Annotated in this window: 6 protein-coding genes, 1 tRNA gene and 1 pseudogene; 4 read left to right on the plus strand and 4 right to left on the minus strand. The window is 65.4% G+C overall.

Going from position 1 to position 6,662, the window contains the following annotated elements; translation table 11 throughout:
- Positions 1-66: 66 nt before the first annotated feature.
- Complete coding sequence (locus ASF58_RS19820; protein WP_244477405.1) at positions 67-855, minus strand: 2OG-Fe(II) oxygenase; 789 nt, start codon at positions 853-855, stop codon at positions 67-69.
- A gap of 39 nt (positions 856-894) precedes the next feature.
- On the opposite strand from ASF58_RS19820, the gene ASF58_RS19825 reads away from it, so the two are divergent.
- Both ASF58_RS19825 and ASF58_RS19830 read left to right on the plus strand, forming a co-directional pair.
- Positions 895-1,188, plus strand: coding sequence for a hypothetical protein (locus tag ASF58_RS19825; RefSeq protein ID WP_103710463.1), 294 nt, complete (start codon positions 895-897; stop codon positions 1,186-1,188).
- A gap of 136 nt (positions 1,189-1,324) precedes the next feature.
- Positions 1,325-3,436 (plus strand): ABC transporter ATP-binding protein/permease, encoded by a 2,112-nt coding sequence (locus ASF58_RS19830; protein ID WP_055956511.1) that lies wholly within the window; start codon positions 1,325-1,327, stop codon positions 3,434-3,436.
- 3 nt (positions 3,437-3,439) lie between these two features.
- Here ASF58_RS19830 and ASF58_RS19835 read toward each other — a convergent pair whose 3' ends face one another.
- The 3 genes from ASF58_RS19835 to ASF58_RS19845 are packed head-to-tail and all read right to left on the minus strand — an operon-like array spanning position 3,440 to position 5,038.
- Complete coding sequence (locus ASF58_RS19835; protein ID WP_055956514.1) at positions 3,440-4,156, minus strand: LrgB family protein; 717 nt, start codon at positions 4,154-4,156, stop codon at positions 3,440-3,442.
- A complete protein-coding gene (locus tag ASF58_RS19840) occupies positions 4,153-4,551 on the minus strand; it encodes a CidA/LrgA family protein (RefSeq protein WP_055956517.1) in 399 nt (132 codons plus the stop codon). The genes ASF58_RS19835 and ASF58_RS19840 overlap by 4 nt, the downstream gene beginning before the upstream one ends.
- Positions 4,552-4,564: 13 nt before the next feature.
- Entirely contained in the window at positions 4,565-5,038 is a 474-nt protein-coding gene (locus tag ASF58_RS19845; RefSeq protein WP_055956520.1) for a TerB family tellurite resistance protein, read from the minus strand.
- Between the two features lie 225 nt (positions 5,039-5,263).
- Between ASF58_RS19845 and ASF58_RS19850 the strand changes: the two genes are divergently transcribed.
- A tRNA-Thr gene (locus tag ASF58_RS19850) sits at positions 5,264-5,339 on the plus strand.
- Positions 5,340-5,914: 575 nt separating this feature from the next.
- Positions 5,915-6,662 (plus strand): annotated as a pseudogene (locus ASF58_RS19855) (IS5 family transposase); the annotation flags it as partial.

Here is a 6,662-nt window from a genome sequence, read left to right on the forward strand (position 1 = left end):
CACTGTCGATCGTGCGGCGGGCCCCGGTCCCTTGGGACCAGGGCCAAACGGGGCTTCGGTGCGAACTTAACGCCCGAAGATGCCTTTGAGGAATTGGGCGGTGCGATTGCGCTTCTTCTTGCGCTCCAGTTCATTCGCGTCCTTGACCCACGCCACCTGCACGACGCGGCGCTCGCCCTCGAACGGCTCGTGGCCATGCCAGGAATTGTCGGCGCGCAGGAAGGCGAACATCGTGCCCATGGTGGGCGGCACTTCGACGGCGAAGGGTTCGTAATTCTTGCCGTCGTAGAGCACCCGCAGGCGCCCGGCGGCTGGGGCATCCCAGGCGTCGTTCATGTAGATGAGCATCGTCATCACCTTGGACGGGCCATCGGTGTGGATCGAGCCGTATTTGAGCTGACTGCGCTTCATGATGGTGGTGAGGCGCGGGCAGGAGACGAGGTCGATGCCGAACTTCTCGCCCATGATGCGCGAGAACGCGTCGCTCTCCAATTCGTCGATCAGCGCCTTGAAGCGGCCCTTGAGGGCGACTTCGTCGACCGTGAGATAGCCGGGCTTGGCGATCGCAGGGAAATCCTGGCGGATCTCGTCGACGGCCTCGGGCTTGAGCACGTCGTTGCCGAGAAAGAAGCTGTAGGGCTCGCGCGAGACAGGGGCGGCTCGCACGGCATCAAGGTTGAGGATCGACAATCCCGTCATGGCTTCGACGTTCGTCCATTCGGGCGCACCGGCCTGGGTTCGAGCAGGTACGCACTGGGTTGCAGCGCCGCTGCGAGGGCGCAATCCCGGTGGATAGAGCGCCCGATTGCGGCAAGCGGACGGCAAGCCCTTTCCGCGCAACGCGGAAACTGCCATGCTTGACCGTATCGAAACTGAGAAGTGGCGCCGAGTATCGTGACGAGACGCCTCGCACTCGCCTTCTGTGTCGCCCTGGCGACGCCGGCCGGTGCCCAGAGCCCCCTCTCGACGACCCAGCGCATGACCTGTGCCGACGCGATGGCTCTGGTGAAGAGCCGGGGCTCCGTCTCGATCAGTTCTGGCGGAGCGCCCGAGCGCTTCGTTCGCGACCGCGGTCAATGCAATCTCACGGAAATCGCCGAGCTGCGCTTCGTGCCCACGCGCGACAACCCGGAATGCCCGATCGGCTATCGCTGTCGCGAGCCGGAATTCGGAGACTGGGACTGGTGAGACGCGTAACGGCGCGAGGATAGTCGGCCGCAGGAGTGCGCCACGATCTCGCCACGACCCGCCTGCAATGCCGATGCATGGGCGGCCCCCGCGGGGCACGATGCCGAACGAAGTCAAGAACTGAGGGGAGACGCGCGTGGCCGTATTGAGGACAGGCCTCGGCCTGCAAGCCGCCGTCACGGCACTCTTCGCCCTCGCCCTCCTCCTTTTACCCGGCGTTACCGCGCCGCTCTACGTCAGTCTCAGCGGCCTTGCCATGGCGGGCATTCTGCTCGCATCAGGGCGCCTCTCGTCCTACCTGAAGGTCTTCGTCTCGGTCTACGGCATCGGCTACCTGTTCCTGGCAGGAGCCAAGCAATTGGCGGTCATGGGTTTCCTGCCCCCGACGCTCGCCGCCCTCCTGCCGCCGAGCTTCGCAGCCACGGGGGCCGTGGTGTTTGCCGGCATCGTCCTGGCGATCTCGCACCTTGAGCCGATCCGGGCGATCACATTGATCGCCGACCCCTACTTCGCCACCACCGACAAGCCGACACGGGAGATTGGACCTTTCCGCCTGTTCGGCAGCACCGAGGGTAAGGTCGGCCAGCGCCTCGTTGCCCTGTCGATCTTCATCACCTTCGCGCAGGTCGCCCTGCAGCTGCGGCTGAACTTCTGGTTCCGCGACCTGTTCAACGCCCTCCAGGAATACAACGCCGACGCCTTCTGGTACCAGTTGGTCTGGGTGTTCACGCCGCTCGCGACCATCTGGGTCGTGGTCGGCATGTTCGACACCTTCGTGGATGCCACACTTCACATCCGCTGGCGCACTTGGCTGACCCGCAGCTTCTACGGTCGCTGGCTGGATGCCGGAACGCATTACCGGGTCCCCTTCACCGGGGAGAGCGCAGACAACCCGGATCAGCGCATTCAGAGCGACATCAATCTCTTCATCTCCCAGACCACGACGCTCTCCATACGGCTCCTGTCTCAGGCCGCGACCCTGGTGTCCTTCATGGTCATCCTATGGGGCCTGTCTCGCGACTTCGTGCTGCCCTTCACCGATACGGTGGTGCCGGGCTTCCTGGTTTGGCTGGTGGTCGGCTACGCCGTCATTGGAACTTGGCTGACGCACGTCATCGGCCGCCCCCTCATCGGGCTCGACTTCCGCCAGGAGAAAGTGGAGGCCGATTTCCGCTTCTCCCTGGCCCGGACCCGCATCTACGGCGAGCAGATCGCGCTGCTGCGCGGCGAGCGCGCCGAGACGGTCCGACTCAGCAGCCTGTTCCACGCGATCGTCGGCAACTACCTCGACATCATCGTCCGGCGGATCAAGCTCGGTAGCTTCACGCTGTCCTACAGCCAGATCAGCGTGGTGTTTCCCTATATCCTTGCTGCGCCGTCCTACTTCCTGAAGAAAATTACACTTGGTCAGTTTCAGCAGACCGGAGATGCCTTCAGCAGCGTGCAATCCTCGCTGTCGTTCTTCATCAATTCCTACGTCACCATCGCGGCCTACCGCGCCAATACCAACCGACTCTCCTCGTTCAAGCAGGCAATGACGAAGGCGGAGGCGATCGGAGGGACCGGGGAAGGCTTGTTCCAGGGCAACGACACCAAGGGCGACGTCACTGCCTCGAAGCTCAGCCTCGGCCTACCCGACGGACGCGAGATCGTGGCCGCAGACGCCCTGACCATTGCAAAGGGCGGCGCCACGCTGCTGACGGGTCCCTCCGGTTCCGGTAAGTCGACCCTGTTCCGTGCCATTGCGGGCATCTGGCCCTTCGCCCAGGGACGGATCGACCTGCCGAAGGGACAGTCGGCCCTGGTCCTGCCGCAGCGCCCCTACATCCCCCTGGGGACGCTGCGTGGCGCCGTCGTCTACCCGAGCACCACGGACATGTTCCCGGACGAGGCGATCCGTGACGCTCTGATGGCCGCCCAGCTGCCGGGGCTGGTTGATCGTCTCGACGAGGTGGACGCCTGGGATCAGCGCCTCTCGGGCGGCGAACAGCAGCGCCTGGCGGTGGCCCGCGCTGTTCTCGCCAAGCCCGACTGGCTGTTCCTCGATGAATCCACCGCCGCGCTTGACGAGCCGAGCGAGGCTGCGATCTACCGGATGCTGCGCGAGCGCCTGCCCGGCACCACCATCGTCTCCATCGGCCATCGGTCGACCCTGCATGCCCTGCACGAACGCCGTCTCGACATGCAGCCCGCCAATGATGGTCGGTTCGTGCCGCGTGAGGTACCGGCGCCCGTGGCTGCCGAGTAGAGCTCAGCGCAGGAACGTCACCGCGATGGGCGCCAGGATCGCGGTGAGGAAGGCGTTGAAGCCGAGCGCGATGCCCGCGAAGGCGCCCGCTACCTCGTTCACCTGGAAGGCCCGCGCTGTGCCCACGCCGTGAGCGGCCAGACCCGCCGCGAAGCCGCGGGCCCGCATGTCCCGGATGCGCAGGGCATTCATCAACGGTGTGACGAGGATGCCGCCGGTCATGCCGGTGAGCATGACGATGACGGCGGCCAGCGTCGGGTCTCCACCAAGTGACTGAGCGATGCCCATCGCGACGCCGGTGGTCACGGATTTCGGGGCCAGCGAGATGATGACGTCACGGGGAATGCCGAACGCTTGCCCCAACAGCAGGGCCGAGCTCAGCGCCACCACCGAACCGACCCCGAGGGCTGCCAACATCGGTGCAAGAGAGCGCAGCACCGTGGCGCGATACTCGTAGAGCGGAATCGCCAGGGCCACGGTGGCCGGCCCCAGCAGGAAATGCACGAATTGGGCGCCCTCAAAATAGGTCGCGTAGGGGGTCTTCGTGAGTTCCAGGACGGCGGCGGTGAGCGCGATGGCGATGAGCACCGGGTTCGCGAGCGGATGGCGCCGGGTCGCGAGAGCGATCCGGTCGGCGACCACGTAAGCGAGCAGCGTCACGGTCAGCCACAGCAGCGGTGTCCGCGAAAGATAGACCCAGACGGCAAAATCGCCGGTCACGGCCGTGCCTTCGGCTTGGCGAGCCAGCGCGAAACCACCACGAACGTCAACGCCGTGGCGGCCAGGGTCGTGACCGTCGAGACCAAGACCACCACCGCTAACGCGACTCCGTGTACCGCTAGAACGTCGAGGCGTCCGACGATGCCGGCCCCCGCCGGCACGAACATCAACGACAGATTAGCGAGAAGCCCCTTGCCGGTGCTTTCCAGGCGGCCGTCCACGAGGGGCGGCGCCAACACGCGAGGTGCCAAGCGGGAGGCCCGATCCCGCATGACTAGGAACAGCAGCAGCAACGCCATACCGATCAGGGGACCTGGCACCGGCAGGTTGCTCGCTCGCGCCAGCGCCTCGCCGATGAGTTGTGCCAGGAGGATCAGGGTGAGGCTGAGGATCATCGTGGCAGCGTGCTCAGCTCAGGGAAACCTGCCCATCCGCGGCGCTGCGCCGGGCCTCGCCGATGGCAGCCTCGTCGAGGCCGAGGAGTCCGCCGAGGCGCCAGACCAGGGCCTCCTCAAACTCGTGGACGCTGCCATCCGCGCCGGCCACCGACCAAGCCATGGCAAGGAGGCGGGCGCGCCGATCCGGACCGACCTCGTGCCCGATCATCTCGACCAGTTGTGCCATGTCGCGGGTCTGTGCGTCGAACGCCGCGGCCCGCGCGATCAGCGCCTCCGCTTCCGCCCTCGTCTCGGTAAATCGGCCCTCGACCAGACGACTGAGGCGCTCGGTTTCCTCCGGTGCGAGGATACCGTCGGCTCGCGCCACGTGCACCAGGAGCGCGATTGCTGCCAGGCGCTCATCGGCCTCTTCGACCACCGAGGGATGGCCTCCGAGACCAAAGGATTCAGCAGCATAGGCGCGAAGGCGAGCGAGCAGCGACATGATGATCCTTGGAACGCCCGGAATCCTTCGGGGTCGACCACCGGGCCGTCAAGCAATCGGCCGCATCGCAGGCACGATGTCCCGGGACCGTGGCCGTGCTGCATCGCTTTTCCGAGCGCATTCCACCGCCCGAAACGCCGGTCGAAGCTTGCCATTCCACGCCACGACCGATATGACCCTCCCCCGAACGGTCCCGTCGGACAGCAGCGTCCATTTCGGAACCGCGCCGCAATAGCTCAGCTGGTAGAGCACCTCATTCGTAATGAGGGGGTCGGGGGTTCGAATCCCTCTTGCGGCACCAATTACTTCCCGTGATAGCAACGATTTAGGCATGACGGAGCAACCCGCCAGCTGAGACTATTTATCCGTGGGCAGCACGCGGGCAGCACAGTAGCGAGGCCTAGAATCGGCCTCACTGCGACAACCGACCACAGATTCTTTAGCGGCGGTCAAGAGCGACCGTGCTTTTCCCCGTTCAATGGTCAAGCTGTTGCGCGCCTGCCCTAGGCGGTCGCCTCCCCCTCCCCTACCCGTCCAGTTCGTACCGGTCGCCAGACCTTGTGTCAGCCTCCTTAAGCCTAAGCTTGTCGCTGCCGATCCGAAGCTTTAGCGCAAGGGTTTTCTCGACGATCATCATATCGTCGTCCCGTGCATGGGCTTGACGCAGCAATCGTATGGAAGCGCCTACTAGGCGTGCGTCGGGCTCCTTGATCGCTGGGCGGATGAGGCGACGCCCCTGGACCGTTTTAGCGTCCGCCCCTGAAGCCAGTGCTTCGATTAGGCCTAAGAGCCCGTCCGATAAGGGGCTGAGGCAGGGTTGAGTGGCCGGGATGGCAGTGATTCCAGGAGGGGGCTGAAACCTGACCTGGATCTGCCATGTGGACCCCGACCACCCGGCGGCAGCATAGCCGTGCGGGCCTGCGCTATGAAACCGACCTGACAGATGCCGAGTGGGCGGTGATCGCACCTCTGATGCCGGAGCCGGCGCCATGTGGCCGCCCGCCAGTCTGGACGACGCGGGAGGTCCTGAACGCCATCTTCTACGTGCTGCGAGGCGGTATCGCCTGGCGGCTGATCCCGAAGGACCTGCCTCCACGCAGCACGACGTTCGGCTACTTCGCGCGCTGGCGCGACGACGGGCTGTTCGGCCGGATCAACCACACGCTCGTCATGGCCGATCGCGAGCGGGCTGGCAGAGCGTGAAGACCACTGAGAGCGGTGGTCCGCGGGGCTACGACGCCGGAAAGAAGATCAAAGGCCGCAAGCGTCAGGCCCTGGTCGACACGGACGGGCGCGCGCTCGTGCTCGATCCGCAGGCTGCCGACGTACAGGATCGCGATGGGGCCGGACCGGTGCTGCGCCTGTCGCGGCGGACCTTCCCATTCATCGCCAAGGCCTTCGCCGATGCAGGCTATGCGGGCGACAGGCCCGCGACCGCAACGATCATCACCGTCCACATCGTGCGCAAACCCAAGGATCAAGTCGGCTTTGCCGTGCACCCGCGTAGATGGGTGGTCGAACGCTTCTTTGGCTGGATCAGTCGCAACCGCCGCCTTTGGAAAGACCCTGAGGCGACCCTCGCCTCGGCCCAAGCCTTCCTCTACGCCGCTGCCGTCATGATCCT

The sequence above is a fragment of the Methylobacterium sp. Leaf125 genome (assembly GCF_001423085.1).
GTDB lineage: Bacteria > Pseudomonadota > Alphaproteobacteria > Rhizobiales > Beijerinckiaceae > Methylobacterium.